Below are 20590 nucleotides of genomic sequence, written 5' to 3'. Positions count from 1 at the left end.
GGTCAGATGGCGGTGTAGGTGCTGGCGGCGGCGGCGTCCTCGGCCACGTAGGCCCCGGCGGCGTCGCCGATGTTGGCCTGCGCCAGGTCGAGCAACGCGTTGATCTTCGCCGAGGCCTCCACGAAGCGGCCATGTGCAGCCTGGAATGCCGCCGAGGACTCACCCATGTGGAAGGCCTGCGAGGACTGGGCCGCCTGCTCGGCCTGGGCGATGGTGCTGCGCATCAGCGCCGCCTTGGCGCCGAAGGCACTCTCTGAGGCGACCAGCTGGGGAATGTGAGCATCCAACAGGCTCATGGGTTTTCCTTTCGGTTGTGGTGGTTTTCTTCTGGTGAAGAGTCTTCTGGCGTGCTTTCCCACGTCGACGGCAGCATCGGGCTCTTGGGCCCACCGCCGAACGAGTCGCCGGCCAGCGTGGTCAGGCCCGCGGCGTCGCTGTCGCCTTGAGCGACGGTGCCGGAGAAGCCCATCGGTCCGGCACCCTGCTGCGACGCGACGACCCGGGGCTGGGGTTGCGGTGGTACATCGCGATCGGGTTCGTCGTCGTATTCGAGGTAGGCGTCGGCGTACTGCCGACCCTCCATCGGGTCCGTCTGACGACGTCTGCGCTTGCGGCGCTCAGCTGCGGAGGCCGCGATCCCCGATGCCGCCGCCGGGATGCCCGACGCGGGTGCTTTGGCGCTCGACGAACTGCCGACGGTCGGTGAGAACCCCTCGTCGGGGCCACGGCCCACCACCGCGTAGGGCGTCAGCGGCGCCGCGGCGGCAGCCGCAGAGGCCGGAGCCGGCGGCGCCCCGGCGCTGACAGTTCCGGAAGCGGCCGCGCCGGCGCCTGCCGGTGCGGGCGGCGCGATGGTGGCCAGTGGAGTGGGTTGCTGCTCGGCCCGCGCCGCCGGCGCCTGCGACGACGCCGGTGCCGGTTCCTCGGCCGGGGTTTCGGCGGCTTCCGGCGGGTTGAGTTGCTTGAGCACTTCCTGTGCGACGCCGAGCACGATGGCCAGCGTGGTGGCTACCAACGGCAGCAGAATCAGCGACGGATACAGAATCGACGCGCCGACCCACGAGACCGCCTGGTAGAGCACCGCGAGCAGGAATGGTCCCCACACCACCAGTGCCTGGGCCGGATTGGTGAGGAAATCGGTGATCAACGCGATGGTGTTGCCGATCGGATCCCGTAGGAAGTTGAAGATCGGCTCGAACAGGAATCGCAGGAACTCGCCATACACCCGCATCAGATCGGAGATGATGCTGCTGACGTTCAGTGCGCTGCCGGCCTCGGCCGCTTGCATCTGGGCCGCGGCGTTCATCGCATCTGCCGCAGCGGTTCCCGCTTCGCCGACCCCTGGCGCGAGCAGCAACGGCGCCGGCATCGACGTCGGCGTTGCCGCCAGCGCCGCTGCCGACACCGCCTGGTAGGTGCTCATCGTGGTGGCCGCCTGGATCCACATCCGGACGTAGTCGGCCTCGTTCAGCGCAATCGGAATGGTGTTGATACCGAGGAAATTCGTTGCCACCAGCACCGCGCGGGTGGAGTGGTTGAGCGCCAGTTCGGGCAGCGTCGGCATGATCGCCAGCGCCGTCGAGTAGGCCGCCGCCGCGGTCTCGTGCTGGGCGGCCGCCGCCGCGCTGTGCGCACTCTGCTGCGACAGCCACGCCAGGTAGGGGGTGTGGGCGGCGACGTACTGCTCCGAACTGGGCCCCTCCCATGCCCCGGCTTGCACGGAGGCCAGCACGCTGGTCAACTCTGCGGCGGCCGAGGCATATTCGGCGCTCAGCGACTGCCAGGCCGCGGCCGCAGCCAGCAGTGGGCCCGGACCAGGGCCGCTGCTGAGCAACGTCGAGTGCACCTCGGGCGGCAGCGCCATCCAGATGGGAGCCGACATCACCGGGGCGAGCGAAGCGACGGGGGCAGACACTAGCCGCGGGCAATCAGGTACGACGCTGCAGCCATGGCGTCGCCGCTGGCGTAGCTGAGGGCCGACTCACCGACGCCCACTCCGGAGCGACCCAGCTCGGTCACTCCCTGCGCGGCCACCATCTGGTGCTCGGCGCCGGCGGCGCTGAAGCCCGCGGCGGTCTGCAGTGACACCGCGTCGGCGGCCGGCGGGACCACCGCGGTCACCGCCGGTGCCGCGGCGGCATGTACTGCAGCCATCCGGGCTGCCAGCGCCTCCACGGCCGCGCTGGCCGCTGTCAGGCCTTCAGGTACCACGCGTAGCGTCATCGGTATTCCCCTCCTCGGAACCTGGTCTGCTGGTGTAGGTGAAGGACATTCATCGGTGTCCACTCCCACCCGAGCGGGTGTCGGCGGTCTCGGCCGCCAGCGGGTTGACGAGCTGGACGAAGGTCGCGGTATCGCGTTCGTCGAGCATCATCGCCCGCCCCACCGGCAACCGGCTGAACCGGTGACCGCGGATCTTGCCGCTGTCTTGCGGATTGCCGGACAGCATCAGCGTGGTGGCCTGCAGTTCGTTGAGTCGGCGCAGCAGCGGCGAGGTCATCACCGCATGCGCGGCCCCCGACGCCCGAGCGGTGACGATGACCCGCAGTCCGAGATCGGAAGCTTGAGCCAGCAGCCCGATCAGCGCCGTCCAGGGCCGCTGGCCGACGTACGGTCCGCTGACCGCGGGGCCGTCGGGGATCTGGTCGACATCGTCGATGATCAAGTAGTGCAGGTGGTTGTCCTTGCCGTTGCGGTAGGACCAGCCGCTGAGCTGCTGGGGAGTCAGACCGGCCGGTGGACGGCGCTTTTCCAGCAGTGCCGAGAGCCCGAGCATCGCCGGCAGGACCCGGTCGATGTTGGGCGTGTACTCGTTGTCCGGGAACAACGGCTCGTCGACGAGCTGCAACCGGCGGTCGATGACCGTGAACGCCACCTCGTCGGGTCCGGAGTTCTCCCGCAGGGTCCGGATGAGGTGCCGCAGCAAGGTGCTCTTGCCGGTCTTGGCATCGCCGAAGACCGTCAGCAGCGGGTTGTCGGCGAAGTCGACGGCAACCGCGGCCAGGTCCTCTTCGCGCTGTCCGATGACAACCTGTTCGGGTGCCGGGTAGAGCACCGGCAGCGACGACGGCGGCAGATCGGTCGGCAGCAACCGCACCGCCGGTGCGTACCGGTCCGGGTGACGTGCGTTGAGCGCCGGGATCGATTCCATTGCAGGACGGGCGAACAGGAAGTGTTCGGCAGCCATTGTCAGGCCACGACCCGGCTGGTCGGCCGGCACACTTTCGGCCGGACGGCGCAGTCCGCCCGCCAGCCGCACATTGCTGTCACGGGGATCGTGCAGCCGCAGCTCCAAGCGCAGACCGAGACCCTCGCGCATGGCCAGCGGCACCTCGAGCCAGTTCGGCGTCGTGATGATGACGTGGATGCCGTACGAGAGCCCGCTGTTGACCAGTTCGGTCACCTTGGCCAGCAACGGGTTCCGGGTGTTGAACGTGTCGGTGTTGTCGCGGGTGAACGCGTAGAGGTTGTCGATCACCAGGAACACCTCACCGTAGCCGTCCTGGTATCCGCCGCCGGTCGTGCCGCCGCGCTGCTGGCGAGCCCGCAGTAGCGCCTCGAGCTCTCCGAACGTGCGCCGGATGCGCTCGGGCTCCAGCGGTGAGGCGACACTGCCGACGTGGGCGAGGGTTTCGAGTCCGCGCAGCTGCCCGCCGCCGTAGTCCAGACAGTAGAACGACACGTCTCCGGGGGCGTGCAGCGCGGCTGCCGACATGATGAAGGTCTGCAACGCCGTCGACTTGCCGGACTTCGGGCCGCCGTGGATGACCACGTTGGCAGCCGCCGATCCGGCGTCGAACACCAGTGGGTCACGCCGCATTTCGAAGGGGCGGTCGATCTCGCCGAGCGGCCAGCGCCACTGACGCTCGGTGATACCGGCGCGGCCGAGCAGCTCGGTCAGCGGGATCTGCTCCTCCAGCGGAGGGAGCCACAGCTGAGGTGCGCGCGGACCGTACTGCGCGAGCTGGTCGCCGATGGTGGTGATCAGTTTGCGTGGCGGCAGTACCTCGACGTCGGCGCCGTCGTCGACGATGACCGTGTCGGGCTCGGGATCCACCCAGCCGGCGCTGAACGGCTGCGGCCGCGGGATGGCGTGCACGACGATCGACCGGTCCACCCGCGGCGGCTCGTAGATGCCGTCGACATAGGTACTACGGAACTTGATCGGCCGTGCACCGGGCGCGGGCACCAGGAAGCCCACGCCTTTGTGTTCGCGCCCGGACTCGATGTGATAGGCGTCCTCGACCCCGATGATCTGGCGCGAAACACTGGGACTGGCGACCTTCAGACCGATCCGGTAGGAGGTGTTCTTGTCGATGTCCTTGATACGTCCCACATCCAGCGTCTGCGATGCGAACAGGATGTGAATGCGGAACGACCGCCCTTTACGTGCGACGTAGTCGAACAGGTCTGCGTACTCGGGGTGGTCGGCGAGCATCAGGGTGAACTCGTCGGCCACCACGAACAACGTGGGGATCGGCGGCAAGTCGGCGGCCGCTTCGACCCCGGAGTTGCGTGCGGCCTCATACTCGGTCACCGAGTTGAACGCGCTGCCCTGGACCCGACGCCCGGCCTCTTTGAGTAGTTGTTCACGCCGGGCCACCTCACCGCGCAGGGTGTCAGCGAATCGGTCAGCCAGCGAGCGCTTCTCGGCCATGTTGGAGATCACCGCCACCACCTGGGGGAAGTGGCGGAAGATGTCGGCGCCGGCTTCACCCTTGAAGTCGGCGTAGATCACGATCAGTCGGTCGGCCGGATGGGTGGTCAACAGCGACAGCAGGATCGCCATCAGGGTCTGCGACTTGCCCGAGCCGGTCATGCCGATCATCAGACCGTGCGGACCCATCCCGCCCTCGGCCTCGTCCTTGAGGTCGAACACCAGCGGCTCACCGGTCGCGGTGACCCCGATCGGCACCCGCAGCTCGTCGTCGCGGTTACGCGGCGCCCACAGTGCCGCGACGTCGAGCGCCGAAGCATCCGAGATGCCCAGCAGCGTGGTGAACGTCGCGCCGCCGGTGGTAGCCGATCGGCCGTGGCTGGGGTTGGAATCCCAGCGCGCCAACCGACGGGCGAGGTGGGTGACCTCGGCGACCCCCAACGCGTCGGCGGTGTCGACGAAGGAGCTCCAACCGCCACTGTGCCAACGGGTGATCCGGGCTCCGGAGATACGCAGGACGGGACGTTCCGGATCCGGGTACTGGTCGGGGTCGGGTTCGGTGGCGCTGCGGTGGATGACCGTCACACCGGACAATCCGCGGCCGACGAAGTCGGCGGGATCGGCGTCGGCGTCGTCGAGCACGATCACCAGGTGCTTGGTGTCGGCGACACCGGTCCCGGTGAACTGACCGCGGTCGGCCAGCGCAGGCGCGAGCCGGTCGCGCAGCTCGCCGGTGGTGGTGGCCAGGTACCGGGCCGGGCCCACCCCGTCGACGGCATGGGGCACATCGACATGTGGCAGCCACTTCAGCCACGACCACTCCGGGCACTCCAGACGCGTTCCGGCGAAGGCGATTCCGAGCACCGACGGGTCGTGCCAGGTCACCGCCTGCGCCAGCCAGGCCCGCACGGCGGCATCGACCTCGTCGCGGTCACCGGTCACAGTGATCCGGGCCAACTTGGACAGCTCCAGTCCGGCGGGAGCGTCGTGCAGGGTGCGCTGGGTGTCCAGCAGACCGCGCAGCGTGGTGTGCGACACCGGCTCGAGGTCGATCTCGTTGGCGATCTCCTTGACCCGCAACGTCGCGTCCAGCGCGCGGTCGTGCAGACCGGCCCGCAGCACCAGGAAGTCGGCGTCGTGCGGATCGCGCTCCCACTGTCGCTGGGTACCTGCAACAGCTGCCAGCGCAACGGGTTCGGGATGCGACCACTGCAGTGCAGTGCGCTGTTCGTCGGCGTGGGCGCGGATGTTGTCGCGCACCACCGACAGGTAGCGCAGGTAGTCGGCGCGTTCGGCGTCGACCTCCTCGGTGCGCATCTTGTTGTCCGAACCGCGGTACAGCGCGGTGGCGGCCAGCAGCAGTACGAACGGGAAGAACAGCATCGTCGGCGAGATCATCCGCAGACCGGTGGCCACCAGCGCCACGATCATGCCCACGATCAGGATGACGATCAGATACGGGAGCGCACGCCGCAGCAGCGATGGCGGTACCACCCGCGGCAACTCCGGCGGCGGCTCGATGGTCACGGTGCCTTTGCGCGACACCGGCGGCGGTATCCGCTTGCGGTGCTCGAAGATCAGCCTACTCACGGGTTCTCCAAACGAGGGGCGGTCTGCAACCGGGCCGGGGCCGGGTTGGGCGCCAGCGTGTCATGGGCCAGCAGCGCGTCGGTGCGCGACAGCGTCGGCCCGGTGGCGAATTGGGACAGCACCGACCACGGCACCGGCAGCGGAGCGGCGGTCAGGCCGAGGGCCTTCAGGGTGTCGGCGCCATCGGTTGTGGCGGTGTCGATTCCGTAGCGCACACCGGTGTCGCTGAGCCAGAACAGCCCGCTACCACTGTCGACGAAGTAGCCGGTCCCCGCGGGCATTGCGACCCGGGTGGCCGGACCACCGGGCATACCGGCGCTCACCAACTCTACCGTCCGCACGCCCTCGGAGATCGGCAGCGCGGCCCCGGACAACAGCGTCAACGACTCCGCTTGTGCGCCCTCGGGTTTGGCCCAGGCCGCGCACATCACCGGTTCGGCCGCAGTGTCGACGAGGGTCACCGGCGTGGCCGGATAGGCCGCGGCGTCGATGCCGCCGGCAGTGGGCAGCGCCGCGACGGTGTCGGCGCCGATGCGCGGCGGCTGATCGAGGCCGTGTGAGTTGGTGTTTCGCAGAATCGACGCGACCACCGGGGAGACGGGTTGCAGGCCGTCGGCCAGCACGACGTAGTGGCGCAGCGTGTTGTCGGCTTCGTAGGCCACGACGACGGCACCGATGGGTGCGGCGACCGGCAGCGGCAGCGCCGTCGGCGCACCGGCATCGGGAATCTCCGGCGCCGTCAACGCCGGAGCCTCGGGGATGGCGTTGAAAACACCGGTGGCAATCGGTGTCACACGCAGCGGCATGCCACCGAGGCCCAACCCGTCGATGACAGCTCGGTCGGTGATGTCCACGGGGCTGCGCTTGCCGTTCCACAACAACCAAGTCCTGCCGTCGTTCTCGACGAGCAGGGCCTGATCGTCGGGGAGCGGCGCGGCCTTCTCCCCGCCACGGGCAGGCGCACCGGTGATGACGGTGACCCCGGTCAGCGAGCCGGTCTGGGCGTCACACACCGACCAGTAGGCGTCGGCGGTGGGATTGGGCACCATGCGTTCGGGCGCTCCCGGGATGCCGAGCATGTTGCCGCGGGCAAACTGGTCCAGCTCAGTGCTCTTGACCATCGACGGGTTGTCAGCCTGACCGGTGATCAGCCGCGCCGAGGTGAGGTTGAGCACCGGGTGCAGTTGCTCGCCGAGTCTGACGTAGAGCGCGGCGGTCTCGCGGTCGGCGAGCACCGCATCGTTGCCGGCTGCTCCCGACGGTCGCAGCAGCGAGAACAGGAAGCAGCCGATGACGCCGGTGACCAGGACCAACGCACCGACCAACACGGCTCGCGACTGAGTTCGCAACGGATCGACCAACATTCGGGTGTCGTGCAGTGCGACGCCGGAGGCGATCCGCCGCCGCATGAACCGCCAGCCGGTGACCTGGTGGCGGGTGACGAAGCCACGCCGATAGCCGACGCGCTCAGGATTCTCGTTGGCAGGCGTGCGGGACTGGAAGGACCGCCGGTCGTCGTCGGGTGTGCTCACTGCGGCACCGACAGACCCAGACCGCGCAGCAGCGGACCGGCAGAGTTGGCGATATCGGTGGCCGTGATCGTCATCAGCTCGTTGTCGGTGAAGTCCTCGGAGTCCGAGTGGTCGAGCCGGTACTCCCGCTCCTCCTCTGAGCGCTCGACGAGGTTACGGACGAAGCGACCGTTACCGGCAATGTCGAGGCTGCGCCGGGCCACCCCGTTGGCGTCGGGTGTGCTGGCCTGGGCCAGGTGCTCGAACAGCCGCTCCATATCGTTGCGGGCCGCGTCCTCGAAGATCGAGTCACGCTTCTCGGCCATCCGGGTCGCGATTTCGACAAGCTCCTTGCCTGAGTAGGACGGGAAGTCGATGCTGCGGGTGAAGCGTGATCGCAGGCCCTCGTTGGTGTCGAGGAAGGTGTCGAGGTCCTTGCGGTAGCCGGCGACGATGACGACCAGGCGATCGCGGTCGTTCTCCATGCGCGCCAGCAGCGTGTCGATGGCGACCAGGCCGAAATCGTTCTTGGCGCCGGTGGATACCAGCGCGTACGCCTCGTCGAGGAACAGCACGCCGTCCAGCGCGCTGTCGATGATCGCGTTGGTCTTGGCCTCGGTTTCGCCGATGTGCTGACCGATCAGGTCGGCGCGGTGCACCTCGCGCACCGTCTCCTTCTTCAGAAGTCCCAGCCCGCAGTAGATCTTGGCCACCACTCGGGCGATGGTGGTCTTACCGGTACCGGGGGGCCCGGCGAATACCAGATGGTTGGTTCGTTGCGCGACGGCCAGCCCGCGTTCCTGGCGCCGGATCGCCATGGCCACCGAACTCTTCAGCCGGGCCACCTGGTACTTGACCTCGTCGAGACCGATGAATTCGGCGAGTTCGGCTTCGGCCTCGATGAGCAGATGCGCTTTACGGTCCTTGGCGCCGGGGTCGACGAAATCGGCCTCACCGGGTTCGGTGTTCGGATCCCACGGATCCGACCGGGCTTCGATGCGGGCGGCCGTGGTGGTGAGGATGCCGAAGCTGGGATCCGAGAGGGCCTCTTCGATCTGGGTGTTCTCCGGATTGGCCGCGTAGAGCTCCTGCAGCAGTTCCTGCGCGTCTTCGTCTTCTCCCTGGGCTCGCAGCGCCAGTGCCTTGGCCAGCGCACCGTCGACGGCGGCCACGGCGATCGGCCCCTCGGGTGTTTCCAGATGTGACAGCGCGGGAGCGAACATGCCCAGCCGTGCCAGCGCGATGCCCAGGATGACGCGTGCGGCATGGGCGTAGGCCTCGTCGAGGGACTCGTCGGCGACCACCGGGGTCAGCATCCGCACGACGTCGGACCAGCGGCCGGCCCGGTAGTGGATGGCCGCGCGCACCCAGCGCGCCTGCAACCAACCCGGACGGCGCTCCAACACGTCGGCGACCAGCGCGTCGGAGGCAGCCCAGCAGGTCGGAGCCTGGGCTCCGGCACAGCGTGAGACGGCGTAGGCCAGCGCGAAGTCGTCGGCGTCGGTTGCCCGGAACTGCAGGTACAGACCGGTGTCGTAGACAAATCCCAGAGCCTCAGGCGCGAGTTCGATCTCACGCTGCAACAGGCCCGCCGTGGACGAGGTTTGCCAGACGGCTTCCACCACGGCCGGCGAGAGGTCACCGGCGGCTGCCAGGCCGGTCCACGCGTCGCACTGATCGTGCGCCACCCGGGTCAGCGCGGCGAATCCCGTCCGGGCAGCCGTCAGGTCTGCGGGGCGTCGCCTGTCGTAGACAGACAGTCCCAGCGTGCGGCAACAGGTCGCGAACCTGCTGACGATGTCGGGATCCACCCTGGCCGCTGCGGGCGCCCGAGGCGCGAGCGTGTCACTTCGCATGTCCATGAAATAGTCACGGTCCGGGATGTCTGTCGATTTGCCAGAAACCCGGTTCCCCGTCCAACTCCCTCAACGTCAGTTATGTATGGCTAAGCTAACTCGCGCTGAAATTAGCACCACGAGAGCAAACTGTCGAGACGCACCGGGACCAGACGACCGGCGACCCGGCGCGGTATCCACCTGCATCCGGTCGCTGATCGTCGTCATAGCCTCCGCGACGGCGACGACAACCGTGCCGGATCCGGCCGGAACGCGGCGAGAAACCACCGTCGGGCCGGGTCAGAGCCTATGAATCGACCGGCAGGACGTTTTTCGGCCCCGAACCCGGGTAGGGGAATGATCGACCACCTGGTGGTCACAATCACCCAACCAACCAAGGAGGACGGATGAGGTTACGTGCAATCGTGGTCAGTGCGATCGCGGGCTTGATCATGGCAGCGTTGACGGTGGTGGGCGCACCCAATGCGGCAGCGGCCTACCCCACGACCACCGGATTCGGCGACCGCCAGGAGCTGGTCGACGCCGGCGGCGAGATCATCACCGGATACACCGTGACGGACCTTCGGCCCAGCAACGAGGTGGTTCCCTGGCCCGTGGCCGGGCAACTGTGGGAAGCCACCGTAAAGGCGGAGGCACTGCGCGGTGATCCGCAGCCCATCGTCGCGAGCTTCAACGCCCGCGCGGCCAACGGTGAGAATTACCAGCACCTGTTCGCCGCAGCCAGCCCTGGCGCGTTGGGCCCTGAAGTGATCGCCCAGGGGCACCACAACAAAGGCAAGTTGTACTTCGACGTCGTGGGCATGGAGCCGAACAGCGTCGTCTACAACAGCGGTGTCGAAGACCTGTTGATCTGGGTCAGCTGACGCTTGCGCCTGACCGTACCGGTCGTCACACCAGTGGACGGCCGGTACGGATGCGCCAGTCCAGATCCTTGAGCAAGACGTTGAACGGAAACTGGCGGATACAGCGCGGCGAGATGCCGTTGGCGAACCGTAGTGCGGCCATCAGTCGGTCGAATCGCCGCTGCCGCTGCGGATCCCAGGCCAGCCGCATCTCGTCGCGGAAACGTTGCGGCAGGAATCCGGTGGTGATCAACAGCGCCAGCGATTCCAGGCGCCGCTGCAGCGGACCGGGCAGTGTGACTCCCCGCAGCCGGGACACCGCGATGGGATAGAGGAACTCACGGACGGTGTCGTCGATGTGGACCTCGTCGAGCTGCCGGCGCCAATAACGGTCGAACGCCTCCCGGTCGGCCGGCCACATCTCCTGGTCGACCTGCAGCATGGTGGCCAGCGCGCGACCCTGGTCGAAAAGCCGATCGGCGGCGCGCTCGTCGAGGTCACCGACGAAGAGCCGGTAGACATCGACGACGCCCTTGTAGAGGCACGCACCGACCCACAACTGCAGGTTCTTGTCGAAAGCGTGATACGTCACCGGGCTGGACTCGGTGGAGTACACCTGGGCGTGCGCGCCGTTGACGGCCCGCCGGAAGGCCAGCTTCTGTTCTTCGGTGCCGTTGGTCGCCACCGCGAGGTAGGTGAAGGTGGTGCGGGCCCGTTTGATCGGGTGGCGGTCGATGCGTCCGCTCTCCACCCGGCTCTCCGCGACGCCGTAACCCACGCCGGGCCGAGCCAGCTGCATGATCACGTTGGCTGGCCCGGCAAGCAGGCCGAGACCGAGCATGCCGTCGTCGGCGGTGGCAGAACTCCACCGGCGGGGCCGCACCTGCCCGGTCAGATCGCTCATCGGCCGTTCCACCACACAGTCGTCGACCGTCACGGCCACTCCTTCCCGAACCACCGCACCACAATGTGCGAACGCTTGTTTCCTGATATTGCTCCGCGCCGGAGTGGCTGTCAATATGGGTTCATGGCACAGGTCCGTCCGTACCGTGGCATCGATGCGACGCAACGCGTCGCTCAACGCCGACGCAAACTGCTCGAAGCCGGGCTGGACCTGCTCGGCGGTCAGTCCGCACCGGCGGAGCTGACCGTGCGCGCGATCTGCGCGCAGGCCGGGCTGGCGGCGCGCTACTTCTACGAGAGCTTCGTCGACAAGGACGCGTTCGTCAGCGCGGTGTTCGACTGGGTGGTCGCCGACATCGCCGCGACCACCCAGGCCGCGGTCGCGGCGGCCCCGGTCCGCGAGCAGAGCCACCAGGGCATGGCCAACATCGTGCGGACCATTTCCGAGGATGTCCGGGTGGGTCGGTTGCTGTTCAGCATCCGGCTGACCAACCCGGTGGTGGTGCGCAAACGCGCCGAGTCCGGCGCACTGTTCGCGCTGTTGTCAGGTCAGCATGCCGGCGATGCGTTACAGGTGGCGCCCAGCGAGCAGATCAAGGCGGCGGCCCACTTCGTGGTGGGCGGGGTGGCCCAGACGCTGAGCGCCTGGCTGGCCGGCGAGGTGCAGTTCAGCGCCGAGCAACTCGCCGCGCACCTGGGTGCGCTGATCGACCGACTGGCCGATCCTTCGCTCTACGTCAACCCCGACTAGCCGCCCGCCGGTCGGCTGCGGTCTTCGGTGCGGTCACCGTGTCGCTGTCACCGAATTCCTTGGTCCAGCAGGCGAATTCCAAAGTGATTCCGTCGGGGTCGAGGAAGTAGAACGAGCGTACGTAGACACCCGGATGCACGGTCGGGGAGACCTGCGCAGGACTCTCGTCGTGATTGAGCACCGGGCCAACGCGCACACCCTTGTCCTTGAGCCGCTGCCGATACTCGTCGAACTTCTCGGCCGGTACGTGGAACGCCAGGTGGTTCATCGTGCTGACGGCACTGACGATATCGCCGATGCCCGGAATGGCCTCCGGTGACGAGATCCCCGGCACCCGGTCCGGCGCGTCGGCGAACCAGAAAAACGCCACGCAGTCACCGTTGCCGGCGTCGAAGAAGAAGTGTTGACCCATTCCGCCGGGCAGGTCCAACGACTTGACCAGGGGCATTCCCAGCACGCCGCTGTAGAAGTCGACGGTCTTGCGCATGTCCGAGCACACCAGGGCGACGTGGTTGATACCGCCGAGCGCGAACTCGCTGTTGGTGTTCTGCGGCTTGATCACGATCCCGCCTCCCTACGCCAGGACTGAATCTAACATCGGGTGCGGATCAGATCGACGAACACAGCGCGCACTGACATTCCCGACGTGAGGCCGGACATCCATGACTGACATCACCCGCGAGTTCCTCGGTTTGGATTCGACGACGGCGCATCGCGCAGGGTCCGGGGGCCACCCATGTCAGGGCCTCTACCACCGGCCGGCCGGCACCAAGCCGACCGTGGCGATGATCGCCACGCACTATCAGATCGACTTCTCCGAGCACTATCTCGCCGAGTACATGGCTGCCCGAGGCATCGGCTTCCTGGGCTGGAACACCCGCTTCCGCGGCTTCGAGAGCAGCTTCCTGCTCGATCACGCGCTGGTCGACATCGGCGTGGGGGTGCGCTGGCTGCGCGAGGTGGCGGGGGCGGAAACAGTGATACTGCTGGGCAATTCGGGCGGTGGCTCGCTGATGGCGGCGTATCAGGCCAACGCGGTGCACCACCACGTCACCCCGCTGACCGGCATGCGGCCGGCAGCCGGACTCGACGACCTCCCAGCAGCCGACGGCTACGTCGCCACCGCCGCCCACCCCGGCCGGCCCGATGTGCTGACCGCCTGGATGGACGGCGCGGTGGTGGACGAAAATGACCCGGTGGCAACCGATTCCGATCTTGATCTGTTCAGCGATCGCCACGGGCCCCCGTTCGACGCGGAGTTCGTCAAGCGGTACCGGGCCGCGCAGGTGGACCGCAACAACGCCATCACCGACTGGGCCGAGGCCGAACTGGTCCGGGTGCGCGCGGCCGGCTTCTCTGATCGCCCGTTCACCGTCATGCGCACCTGGGCCGATCCGCGGATGGTCGACCCCACCCTGGAACCCACCAACCGGCCGGCCAACATGTGTTATGCCGGTGTGCCCGAAAAAGCCAACCGGTCCACGTACGGCATCGCCTCGGCGTGCACGCTGCGCAACTGGCTCGGAATGTGGAGTCTGCGCCACGCCCAGACGCGCGCCGAGCCGCACCTGTCGCGCATCGACTGTCCTGCGCTGGTGGTCAACGCCGAGCAGGACACCGGTGTCTTCCCGTCCGACGCCCAGCGCATCTACGACGCTTTGGGCAGCACGGACAAATCTCTGCACGCCATCGACACCGACCACTACTTCACCACGCCGGGCGCACGCACCCAGAAGGCCGGCCTCCTGACCGAGTGGATCACCGCGCGGTGGTGAACGTCCTGGCACATTTCGTACCCACCCCGAAGGTGACCGATTTCCTCGCCGCCCAACGGGACTGGCTCGATGTCCGGTTCTGCGCCGAGGATGACGACGAGACGTTCTACACCGAACTCGCCACTGCCGAGGTGCTCTGGCACGTGCTGCGCCCGCTCTCGGCGGCCGACCTGGCCCGCGCGCCCGGTCTGAAGCTGGTGCACAAGCTCGGCAGCGGGGTCAACACCATCGACGTCGACGCCGCAACAGCCTCGGGCATCGCGGTGGCGAACATGCCCGGCGCCAACGCGGCCTCGGTCGCCGAGGGCACGGTGCTGCTGATGCTGGCTGCGCTGCGGCGACTGCCCCACCTCGACCGCGCGACCCGGGCCGGCGCCGGGTGGCCGTCGGATCCCACCCTCGGCGAGACCGTGCGCGACATCGGTGGGTGCACGGTCGGTTTGCTCGGCTACGGCAATGTGGCACGGCTCGTCGAGCGCATCGTGGTCGCGATGGGGGCCGAAGTCTGCCACACCAGCACCCGCGACGACGGTCACCCCGGCTGGCGCTCCTTGGACGAGCTGTTGGCCACCAGCGACATCGTCTCGATCCATGTACCACTGACCGAGGCCACTGCCGGTCTGCTCGACGCCACCGCGCTGGCGACGATGAGACCGGGTGCGGTGCTGGTCAACACGGCTCGCGGCCCGATCGTCGACGAGCTCGCGCTGACCGATGCGCTGCGCCGCGGGCAGCTGGCTGCTGCCGGACTCGACGTGTTCGCCGCCGAACCCGTACCGGCCGACAACCCGCTGCTGCAGCTCGACAACGTCGTCCTCACCCCGCACGTCACCTGGTACACCGCCGACACCATGCGGCGGTATCTGGAGCTGGCGGTCGACAACTGTGCGCGGCTGCGCGATGGTCACGACCTCGTCAACCTTGTGAACACCCCGCCGGGGTAATCTCGAAACCAACCAACCGGTTGGGACCGGCCACGACGGAGTGGAGAGACGCAGCTATGCCCATCGCGATCCTGGAAGAACACAACGATCTCGCCGACTCGGTGCGCGCGTTCGTCGAGCGGGTGGCGCCCTCGGAGGTTCTGCACGAGGCGCTGGAAAACCCCGTCCCCAATCCCCCGCCCTACTGGAAGTCGGCCGCCGAGCAAGGGCTGGCCGGCGTGCACCTGTCCGAGTCCGTCGGCGGCCAGGGTTATGGGATCCTCGAATCAACGATCGTGGCTGCCGAATTCGGGTACGGCGCGGTGCCCGGCCCGTTCGTACCGTCGGTGATCGCCTCCGCTCTGATCTCCGCTCACGATCCGCAGTCCCCATTGTTGACCGGGCTGGCGTCCGGGGAGGTCATCGCTGCCTATGCGATCGACTCGGCGTTGACCGCGACCCGGCACGGCGATGCGCTGGTCATCCGGGGTGAGGTACGCGCGGTGCCCGGCGCCGCGCAGGCGTCGCTGCTGGTGCTGCCGGTCGCGATCGAGTCCGGCGAGGAATGGGTCGTCTTCGATGCCGAGGCACTCGAGATCGAGTCGGTACCCAGCGTCGACCCGCTGCGCCCGGTCGCGCACGTCCGGGTCAACGCCGTCGAGGTCACCGACGAACGCGTCCTGGGCAACCTGAGCCGGGAACTGGCTCGCGCGCTGATCACCACGCTGCTGTCGGCCGAGGCGATCGGTGTGGCGCGCTGGGCCACCGACACCGCCGCGGCATACGCCAAGATCCGAGAGCAGTTCGGGCGGCCGATCGGTCAGTTCCAGGCCATCAAGCACAAGTGCGCGGGCATGATCGCCGAGACCGAGCGCGCGACCTCGGCGGTGTGGGACGCCGCGCGGGCCATCGACGAGCATCTGGCCGACCGGGCTGCCGACACCGCCTACGAATTCGCCGCGGCCGTCGCAGCCACGCTGGCCCCGGCCGCGGCTCAGCACTGCGCGCAGGACTGCATCCAGGTCCACGGCGGTATCGGTTTCACCTGGGAGCACGACACCAACGTCTACTACCGGCGGGCTCTGGTGCTGGTGGCCTCGTTCGGCCGCGCCTCCGAGTACCCCCAGCGGGTGGTCGACATCGCGACCACCCGCGGCATGCGCCAGCTCGACATCGACCTGGACCCGCAGACCGAAAAGCTGCGCTCCGAGATTCGCGCGGAAGTGGCTGCGCTGAAAGATATTCCGCGCGAGCAGCGCAACGCCGCGATCGCCGAGGGCGGCTGGGTGCAGCCGCATCTGCCGGCGCCGTGGGGGCGCGCCGCCAACCCGGTGGAGCAGATCATCATCGCTCAGGAGTTCAGCACCGGCCGAGTACGGCGCCCGCAGATGGGCATCGCGGCATGGATCATTCCCTCGATCGTGGCGTTCGGTACCGACGAGCAGAAGCAGCGCTTCCTGCCGCCCACGTTCCGCGGCGAGATGATCTGGTGCCAGCTGTTTTCCGAGCCTGGTGCGGGCTCAGATCTGGCCAGCCTGACCACCAAGGCCACCAAGGTCGAGGGTGGCTGGCGCATCACCGGACAGAAGATCTGGACCACCGGAGCACAGTTCTCGCAGTGGGGCGCGCTGCTGGCCCGCACTGATCCCAGCGCACCGAAGCACCAGGGCATCACCTATTTCCTGCTGGACATGGCCAGCGAGGGAGTAGAGGTCAAGCCGTTGCGCGAACTGACCGGCAACGCGATGTTCAACACCGTGTTCATCGACGACGTGTTCGTCCCCGACAGCATGGTGCTCGGCGAGGTGGACCGGGGCTGGGAGGTCAGCCGCAACACGCTGACCAACGAACGTGTCTCGATCGGCAGCAGCGAACCTCCGTTCCTGCCCAGCCTCGACAGATTCGTCGAGTTCGTCGCCGAAGGTCACTTCGATCAGGTGGCCCACCACCACGCCGGCACCCTGATCGCCGAGGGACACGCGGCCAAGGTGCTCAACATGCGCTCGACGCTGTTGACGCTGGCCGGCGGGGATCCGATGCCGGCCGCGGCGATCTCCAAGCTGCTGTCGATGAAGACAGGGCAGGGCTACGCCGAGTTCGCGGTGTCGTCGTTCGGCACCGAGGCGGTCATCGGCGATGCGGAGCAGGCCACCGGACGCTGGGCCGACTACCTGCTGGCCAGCCGGGCCACCACCATCTACGGCGGCACCTCGGAGGTGCAGCTGAACATCATCGCCGAGCGACTGCTCGGGCTTCCGCGCGACCCGTAGGCGTTTCCCTTTCGGCAGGTCGGGAACTCCTCACCCATGACCAACGACCGTGACTTCGCCGAGAAGCGGCTCGACAAGGCCGGCGTCTACCGCTCAGCGGTGATCTACACCGGTGCTGTGGTGGCGGTGGCCGCGGTGGTTTTCGCGATCTTCGTGTTCGCCGCGCGCGGCTCGGTATTCGCCGCAGCGCTGGTACCGAGTGTGGTGTTCCTCGGCGGTGTCGGCGCCTTCGTGAAGACCTATTTGGAATGGAAGGCCGACCGTGGCTGGGCGGCCTGGCAGGGTGCCGGATGGTTCCTGATGTTGCTGGTGCTGGTCACGCTGGCCGTACCCGGCATGGCCATGACGGTCGGTGCCGTGGAGTGACCCGTCAGTCGAGATCCATCTCGCGTAGTTCACGCTTGAGGATCTTGCCGGTCGGGTTGCGCGGCAACTCGTCGATGAAGACGACCTCCCGGGGCACCTTGTAGCGGGCGAGGTTGTCCCGGACATAGATCTTGATGTCTTCCTCGGTGATCGTCGCGCCGTCGACCTTGACCACGAAACACCGCAACCGGGCACCCCAGTCCTTGTCCTCGACACCGAGTGCGGTGGCCTCCACCACCTCGGGATGCCCGCTGACCAGGTCCTCGATCTCGGCCGGGAACACGTTCTCCCCTCCGGAGACGATCATCTCGTCGTCTCGGCCGCTGACATAGAGCAGATCGTTGTCGTCGAAATAGCCGACATCACCCGAGGACATCAGCCCGTCGATGATCTGCTTGTGTCCGCCACCGGTGTAACCCTCGAACGGGAAGAAGTTGCCGACGAAGATGCGCCCGACCTCACCGCGCGGCACCTCGTTGCCGTTGTCGTCCAGAATCTTGACCTTCATGCCTTTGACCACCGGGCCGACAGTCGCCGGGTTGATCGAAAGATGTTGCGGGCCAGCTATTGTCGCGTAGGCGACCTCGGTAGAACCGTACAGGTTGTAGATCACCGGACCCAGGTCCTTCAATGCCCGGGTGGCCAGCTCGGCACCCAACTGCGAGCCCGACACGAACACGATGCGCAGCGACGACAGGTCCGGCTTCGGGCTGGCCTTGTCCAGTTCGTCGAGCATGCGCGACAGCATCACCGGCACCACCACGATCGCGGTCACCTTGTGCTTTTCGATGTCGGCGAGCACGTTGGCGGGCTTGAACCTGCGGCGCAGCACCAGCGTGCTGCCCAGCATCATCGCGATGGTCGCGTGCAGGAAACCCAGCGCGTGGAACATCGGCGCCGGCAGCGACGTGATCTCCTTGGCCTTGAACGGCACCGAGGACAGGATGCCGCCGATCGGCGCCAGCGACGGCGGCGCACTGCGGTTGGCGCCCTTGGGGGTGCCAGTGGTGCCGCTGGTCAGGATGATGATCGACGCGTGTTTGGTGGCCTTGGGTGGTGGCGCCGAATTGGTGCGGGCGATCAGTTCGGCCAGCGTCTCGTCGGTGCTGCCCGACGGCTCTGGCTTGTCCGGGTTGACCCCCAGGGCGCGCAGCCTGCCCAGTTCGGGCTCGGCCTGCGAGACCGCGGCGGTGTACTCGTCGTCGTAGATGATCAGCTTGCCGCCTTCGCGCTCGTTGACCTCTTTGATCTGCGGGCCGGAGAACTCGCTGTTGAGCATGATGATTCGGGCGCCGACCCGCGCGGCGGCATACAGCGCGACCAGGAACCACCGGTGGTTGCGCGCCAATATCGCCACGCCGTCGCCGCCCTTGACACCCTTGGCCAGCAATCCGTTGGCCACCGCGTTGGCCGCCTCGTTGAGTTCCCGGAAGGTCATCTCGCCCTCCTCGTCGATGACGGCGGTGCGGTGCGGGTGACGACGGTCGTTGAGCGCCGGGATCATCCCGATCTCACCCCAGCGCCGGATGTCGGCCAGCAGCGCCGCCATATCCTGCGGCGCTTCCAGCTTCAGCGCACCCGCCTCGAACATCTTGCGCGCGTAGTGCAGCTCGGCGGAACCGCGTTCGACGTATTTACTCACCGACTGCGCAAGCTTGTCCGCAGTCTGCAACGAGAGATCAGCGAGCTTTGACATGGGACAACTCTAGGTGACGGCGCCGGCCGCCATTCCCGGAACCGGCGACTGACGAGACCTACCATCGACGTCATGGGCACGGCGCAGCATTTCAACGTCGACGGCAATGCCGTGCCGATCACCAACCCGGACAAGATGGTGTTCGGCGAGTTGGGCATCACCAAGCGGGACCTGATGGGCTACTACGCCGCGGTGGCAGACGGTGCGCTGGCCGGCGTGCGGAACCGCCCGATGATCCTCAAACGCTTCGTCAAGGGCATCGAGGTCGAGGCGGTGTTCCAGAAGCGCGCCCCGGAGAAGCGACCGGACTTCGTCGACGTCGCCGAACTGAAGTACGCCTCCGGCACGTCGGCCAAAGAAGCCGTGTTGCACGACGCGGCAGGCCTGATATGGGCGGTCAACCTGGGGTGCGTGGACCTCAACCCGCACCCGGTGCGCGCCGACGACCTCGATCACCCCGACGAACTGCGTGTCGACCTGGACCCGATGCCGGGGGTCGGGTGGCGACAGATTCTCGATGTCGCGTTCGTGGCCCGCGAGGTGCTGGAAGACCACGGCCTGGTCGCGTGGCCCAAGACCTCGGGGTCCCGCGGATTCCACATCTATGCGCGGATTCATCGCCGCTGGCCGTTCAAGGCTGTCCGGCTCGCCGCCGAAGCCATCGCCAGGGAGGTCGAACGGCGCGCCCCGGAATCGGCGACGGCCCGCTGGTGGAAGGAGGAGCGCCACGGCGTGTTCGTCGACTTCAACCAGAACGCCAAGGACCGCACGGTGGCGTCGGCCTACTCGGTGCGCGCCACCGCCGATGCCCGGGTCTCGACGCCGCTGAGATGGTCGGAGGTCGCCGACTGCCGGCCTGAGGAATTCACCATCACCACCGTGCCGCAGCGGCTGGCACGGCTCGGCGACCCGTGGGAGAGCATGGACGACCATCCGGGATCGTTGGACTCGTTGCTCGATCTCGCCGAGCGGCTGGGACCGGCGGAGAAAGCGCCCAAGGGTGTCCGCCGCTCGACCGACGGACGCCGGCAATCGACCATGCCGCTGATCGAGATCGCCCGCACCAAGACCAAGGACGAGGCGGTGTCTGCGCTGCAGCGGTGGCGGGACAAATACCCGGTGGCGTCCGAAAAGCTCGCGCCGTCAGACATTCTGGTTGACGGGATGCGGGGTCCCAGTTCGATCTGGTATCGAATCCGGATCAATCTGCAGCACGTCCCCGAGGACATCCGGCCCCCGCAGGAAGAGCTGCTGGCCGACTACAGTCCGTGGGCGAATTACCGCGGCGCCCAGCAGCCGTCTCGCGACTGAGGTTACCGGCGAGTTTGCTAGTGAGGACCTAATCCCAGTTCTTACCGAAGTATTAGTCCTTACTCCCTGCAACCTTAAATTGCCTCACTACTTTGAGTCTTGTACCGCCCGAAGGTGGGCCACGTCAGGACTGGATCGA

General features: G+C 67.5%; 16 protein-coding genes. 7 read left to right on the top strand and 9 right to left on the bottom strand.

What is annotated here, in order from left to right; translation table 11 throughout:
• Positions 1-2: 2 nt before the first annotated feature.
• The 6 genes from esxG to eccA are packed head-to-tail and all read right to left on the bottom strand — an operon-like array spanning position 3 to position 9620.
• Positions 3-296, bottom strand: coding sequence for a type VII secretion system protein EsxG (esxG, locus tag KXD98_RS01550; RefSeq protein WP_260761552.1), 294 nt, complete (start codon positions 294-296; stop codon positions 3-5).
• A complete protein-coding gene (locus tag KXD98_RS01545; RefSeq protein ID WP_260765487.1) occupies positions 293-1882 on the bottom strand; it encodes a PPE family protein in 1590 nt (529 codons plus the stop codon). Before KXD98_RS01545 ends, esxG begins: the two co-directional genes overlap by 4 nt.
• 32 nt (positions 1883-1914) lie before the next feature.
• Positions 1915-2223 carry a PE family protein gene (locus KXD98_RS01540; protein ID WP_260761551.1) on the bottom strand — a complete coding sequence of 103 codons (309 nt, stop codon included), beginning with the start codon at positions 2221-2223 and terminating at the stop codon, positions 1915-1917.
• A 49-nt stretch (positions 2224-2272) separates the two neighbouring features.
• The gene (eccCa, locus tag KXD98_RS01535) at positions 2273-6247 is read right to left on the bottom strand and encodes a type VII secretion protein EccCa (protein ID WP_260761550.1); all 3975 of its coding nucleotides are present in this window, start codon (positions 6245-6247) and stop codon (positions 2273-2275) included.
• The gene (eccB, locus tag KXD98_RS01530) at positions 6244-7779 is read right to left on the bottom strand and encodes a type VII secretion protein EccB (RefSeq protein WP_260761549.1); all 1536 of its coding nucleotides are present in this window, start codon (positions 7777-7779) and stop codon (positions 6244-6246) included. Before eccB ends, eccCa begins: the two co-directional genes overlap by 4 nt.
• Positions 7776-9620: a type VII secretion AAA-ATPase EccA gene (gene eccA / locus KXD98_RS01525; RefSeq protein WP_313901259.1), complete on the bottom strand. Its 1845-nt coding sequence runs from the start codon at positions 9618-9620 to the stop codon at positions 7776-7778. Before eccA ends, eccB begins: the two co-directional genes overlap by 4 nt.
• Before the next feature lie 380 nt (positions 9621-10000).
• Between eccA and KXD98_RS01520 the strand changes: the two genes are divergently transcribed.
• On the top strand, positions 10001-10477 hold the full coding sequence (locus KXD98_RS01520) for an MPT63 family protein (protein WP_260761548.1): 477 nt from the start codon (positions 10001-10003) through the stop codon (positions 10475-10477).
• Between the two features lie 25 nt (positions 10478-10502).
• Here the strand turns inward: KXD98_RS01520 and KXD98_RS01515 are convergent, their stop codons facing one another.
• Positions 10503-11360: an oxygenase MpaB family protein gene (locus KXD98_RS01515; protein WP_260765484.1), complete on the bottom strand. Its 858-nt coding sequence runs from the start codon at positions 11358-11360 to the stop codon at positions 10503-10505.
• Positions 11361-11483: 123 nt separating this feature from the next.
• On the opposite strand from KXD98_RS01515, the gene KXD98_RS01510 reads away from it, so the two are divergent.
• Positions 11484-12110, top strand: coding sequence for a TetR/AcrR family transcriptional regulator (locus KXD98_RS01510; protein WP_260761547.1), 627 nt, complete (start codon positions 11484-11486; stop codon positions 12108-12110).
• On the opposite strand, the gene KXD98_RS01505 is transcribed toward KXD98_RS01510, so the two are convergent.
• Positions 12097-12672, bottom strand: coding sequence for a VOC family protein (locus KXD98_RS01505; RefSeq protein WP_260761546.1), 576 nt, complete (start codon positions 12670-12672; stop codon positions 12097-12099). The two genes, KXD98_RS01510 and KXD98_RS01505, sit on opposite strands and share 14 nt — an antisense overlap.
• 100 nt (positions 12673-12772) lie before the next feature.
• Here KXD98_RS01505 and KXD98_RS01500 point away from each other — a divergent pair, with 100 nt between their 5' ends.
• The 4 genes from KXD98_RS01500 to KXD98_RS01485 are packed head-to-tail and all read left to right on the top strand — an operon-like array spanning position 12773 to position 17444.
• Positions 12773-13885 carry a lysophospholipase gene (locus KXD98_RS01500; protein ID WP_260761545.1) on the top strand — a complete coding sequence of 371 codons (1113 nt, stop codon included), beginning with the start codon at positions 12773-12775 and terminating at the stop codon, positions 13883-13885.
• Positions 13882-14829, top strand: coding sequence for a 2-hydroxyacid dehydrogenase (locus KXD98_RS01495; protein ID WP_260761544.1), 948 nt, complete (start codon positions 13882-13884; stop codon positions 14827-14829). The genes KXD98_RS01500 and KXD98_RS01495 overlap by 4 nt, the downstream gene beginning before the upstream one ends.
• Positions 14830-14885: 56 nt before the next feature.
• Entirely contained in the window at positions 14886-17078 is a 2193-nt protein-coding gene (locus KXD98_RS01490; RefSeq protein WP_260761543.1) for an acyl-CoA dehydrogenase, read from the top strand.
• A 36-nt stretch (positions 17079-17114) separates the two neighbouring features.
• Complete coding sequence (locus KXD98_RS01485; protein ID WP_260761542.1) at positions 17115-17444, top strand: hypothetical protein; 330 nt, start codon at positions 17115-17117, stop codon at positions 17442-17444.
• 4 nt (positions 17445-17448) lie between these two features.
• On the opposite strand, the gene fadD2 is transcribed toward KXD98_RS01485, so the two are convergent.
• On the bottom strand, positions 17449-19140 hold the full coding sequence (gene fadD2, locus KXD98_RS01480; protein ID WP_260761541.1) for a long-chain-fatty-acid--CoA ligase FadD2: 1692 nt from the start codon (positions 19138-19140) through the stop codon (positions 17449-17451).
• A 72-nt stretch (positions 19141-19212) separates the two neighbouring features.
• On the opposite strand from fadD2, the gene KXD98_RS01475 reads away from it, so the two are divergent.
• On the top strand, positions 19213-20451 hold the full coding sequence (locus tag KXD98_RS01475) for a DNA polymerase domain-containing protein (RefSeq protein ID WP_260761540.1): 1239 nt from the start codon (positions 19213-19215) through the stop codon (positions 20449-20451).
• The last annotated feature ends 139 nt before the right edge of the window (positions 20452-20590 follow it).

Origin of the sequence: Mycobacterium sp. SMC-4, from assembly GCF_025263265.1 — a bacterium.
Classification (GTDB): Bacteria; Actinomycetota; Actinomycetes; order Mycobacteriales; family Mycobacteriaceae; genus Mycobacterium.
This window is presented reverse-complemented; position numbering and strand designations above follow the sequence as displayed.

Bases quoted from the DNA above. Each gene is read 5' to 3' on its own strand.
- KXD98_RS01510 (WP_260761547.1), top strand. From the start codon at position 11,484: ATGGCACAGGTCCGTCCGTACCGTGGCATCGATGCGACGCAACGCGTC.
- KXD98_RS01520 (WP_260761548.1), top strand. From the start codon at position 10,001: ATGAGGTTACGTGCAATCGTGGTCAGTGCGATCGCGGGCTTGATCATG.
- KXD98_RS01545 (WP_260765487.1), bottom strand. From the start codon at position 1,882: ATGTCGGCTCCCATCTGGATGGCGCTGCCGCCCGAGGTGCACTCGACG.
- KXD98_RS01490 (WP_260761543.1), top strand. From the start codon at position 14,886: ATGCCCATCGCGATCCTGGAAGAACACAACGATCTCGCCGACTCGGTG.
- KXD98_RS01540 (WP_260761551.1), bottom strand. From the start codon at position 2,223: ATGACGCTACGCGTGGTACCTGAAGGCCTGACAGCGGCCAGCGCGGCC.
- KXD98_RS01475 (WP_260761540.1), top strand. From the start codon at position 19,213: ATGGGCACGGCGCAGCATTTCAACGTCGACGGCAATGCCGTGCCGATC.
- esxG (WP_260761552.1), bottom strand. From the start codon at position 296: ATGAGCCTGTTGGATGCTCACATTCCCCAGCTGGTCGCCTCAGAGAGT.
- KXD98_RS01515 (WP_260765484.1), bottom strand. From the start codon at position 11,360: ATGAGCGATCTGACCGGGCAGGTGCGGCCCCGCCGGTGGAGTTCTGCC.
- fadD2 (WP_260761541.1), bottom strand. From the start codon at position 19,140: ATGTCAAAGCTCGCTGATCTCTCGTTGCAGACTGCGGACAAGCTTGCG.
- eccA (WP_313901259.1), bottom strand. From the start codon at position 9,620: ATGGACATGCGAAGTGACACGCTCGCGCCTCGGGCGCCCGCAGCGGCC.
- KXD98_RS01485 (WP_260761542.1), top strand. From the start codon at position 17,115: ATGACCAACGACCGTGACTTCGCCGAGAAGCGGCTCGACAAGGCCGGC.
- KXD98_RS01500 (WP_260761545.1), top strand. From the start codon at position 12,773: ATGACTGACATCACCCGCGAGTTCCTCGGTTTGGATTCGACGACGGCG.